Annotated in this window: 2 protein-coding genes; one reads left to right on the forward strand and one right to left on the reverse strand. The window is 39.6% G+C overall.

Annotation, left to right across the window (positions count from 1 at the left end; all coding sequences use genetic code 11):
• On the forward strand, nucleotides 1–951 hold a 951-nt coding region (locus tag E1171_RS01855), incomplete at its 5' end, for a T9SS type A sorting domain-containing protein (protein ID WP_155203510.1).
• Between the two features lie 458 nt (nucleotides 952–1409).
• Here the strand turns inward: E1171_RS01855 and E1171_RS24870 are convergent.
• Entirely contained in the window at nucleotides 1410–1622 is a 213-nt protein-coding gene (locus tag E1171_RS24870; RefSeq protein ID WP_425509597.1) for a transposase, read from the reverse strand.
• Nucleotides 1623–1771: the final 149 nt, after the last annotated feature.

Here is a 1771-nt window from a genome sequence, read left to right on the forward strand (position 1 = left end):
GTATCGACCGATGCGGCTGGAAACTATACGGTTTCCCTTCCCGAAAACTGGAGCGGTACGATCAGTGCCCAAAAAGAGGACTACAGCTTTTCGCCAGGCTCCATTGCTATTAGCAGTTTACAGCAAGATCTTAGCGACCAAAACTTTACTGCTACCATCCCTGATCCTGTCACCTTCACATTTGCAGGCCAGGTGGTGGATACCGAAGGAAGCCCGCTGGAAGAAGTGGCTATAGAAGGGCTGCCTTCTTCTTTAAAAACAGATGAAAATGGAAATTATTCCATTGATTTGGTTACTAGATGGAGTGGTACTATCCGCCCGGAGTTACCTAACTACAACTTTGAGCCTCAAAGCATCACCATCAACTCTATGGAAAAGGATATGGTAAATCAGGACTTTAGGGCCAACTATATAGGAAACTACATTCTTTCAGGGCAGGTGCTGGATGCGGAAAATAATCCTGTTTCAGAAGTGGAAATATATGCTTCAGGCAATGGGCTGGAAGAAAAGACACTGACTAATACTGAAGGAAAGTATAGCATAACGGTCCCTGCAGCATGGGCCGGTATTTTACGGACAAATAAGGAGGGGCATACGTTTATTCCGGAAAGCTATCCCATTGAAACCCTAAGTGCTAACCTTTCAGGAAAGGATTTTAGGGCGGAATCCGTGATCCTGGGCCTGGAGACTCTTCAGAAATCAACATTTACGGTATATCCAAACCCCATAAAAAAGGAATTCCAAATTCGTCTGAAAAAAGCGCTACAAAAGGAAGGAAAACTACAGATCATAAATATGGAAGGCAGAACTATAAAACAATTGAGGATAACAGCAGGGAGTACTTCGTTCCGCTGGGTAGTTGGAAAATCAGTAACTTCTGGCACCTACACTTTCCTATTGACGGATGGTGATGAGGTAAGGGCTACTACAAAAGTAATGGTCCTAAAGTAAAGCCTACCTATTTTAAAAAGCCTTGTTTCTTCTTATAATCAAGGTCTTTTTTCTATACTAATTCAGGGGTGAAGAAGTAGAGGTATTACCCATATCAATGTAGGAAAATACGCTAAGCAAATAAAGATTCATTCATTGCTTCCTGCCAGTAAAACGATTTGATCACGGGACACCAATATCTCCTCGTTCGATACCTCGAGCCAATTGTTCAAGAATAATTGGCTCGAGGTAAAATCTCTTTCTTGTTTTGATTCCATGTTTTGCCCTCATGCTGATAATTACTTAGAGCTGGTAAAAACTGATAAAAAACTTTCTACATATAAAGAATTAAAACATTTCAATTGGAATGATAAAGTGGAATTTTCAGATGTTGATCGATGGAAAACTAGTTATAAAACTGGGAGAAGTGGTGACTGGAAGGTCAAAAAAAGAAAGTGGAAACGGTTATATTTTAGTGACTATTGACAAGGTTCCTTACTGCGGAGGGGCCATAGGGCAAATATCATTTTCTGTAGATGTGTATACCATTTGGAATAAGTTTCATTGGCAGAACCGATTACAACTTCCATTAGTAAACCCAAGGTATCAGTGATATAATGACGTTTTCTCCCATTAACTTTTTTATTCCCATCGAAGCCTTTTGCTTCATTTGCCTGTGGTGTTAGTTTCACACTTTGACAATCTATAACCCTTATCGATGGGCTCTGATTTCTATTTAATTTTTCCTTTGAAAACTTTGCAGTTAATCATATAATCCTTATCAAACTCCCTCTTTTTTAAACCTTTTAAAGTAGTTTTTAACACTACTCCATGGCCAAAA

The organism is Xanthovirga aplysinae (assembly GCF_009711365.1).
GTDB lineage: Bacteria > Bacteroidota > Bacteroidia > Cytophagales > Cyclobacteriaceae > Xanthovirga > Xanthovirga aplysinae.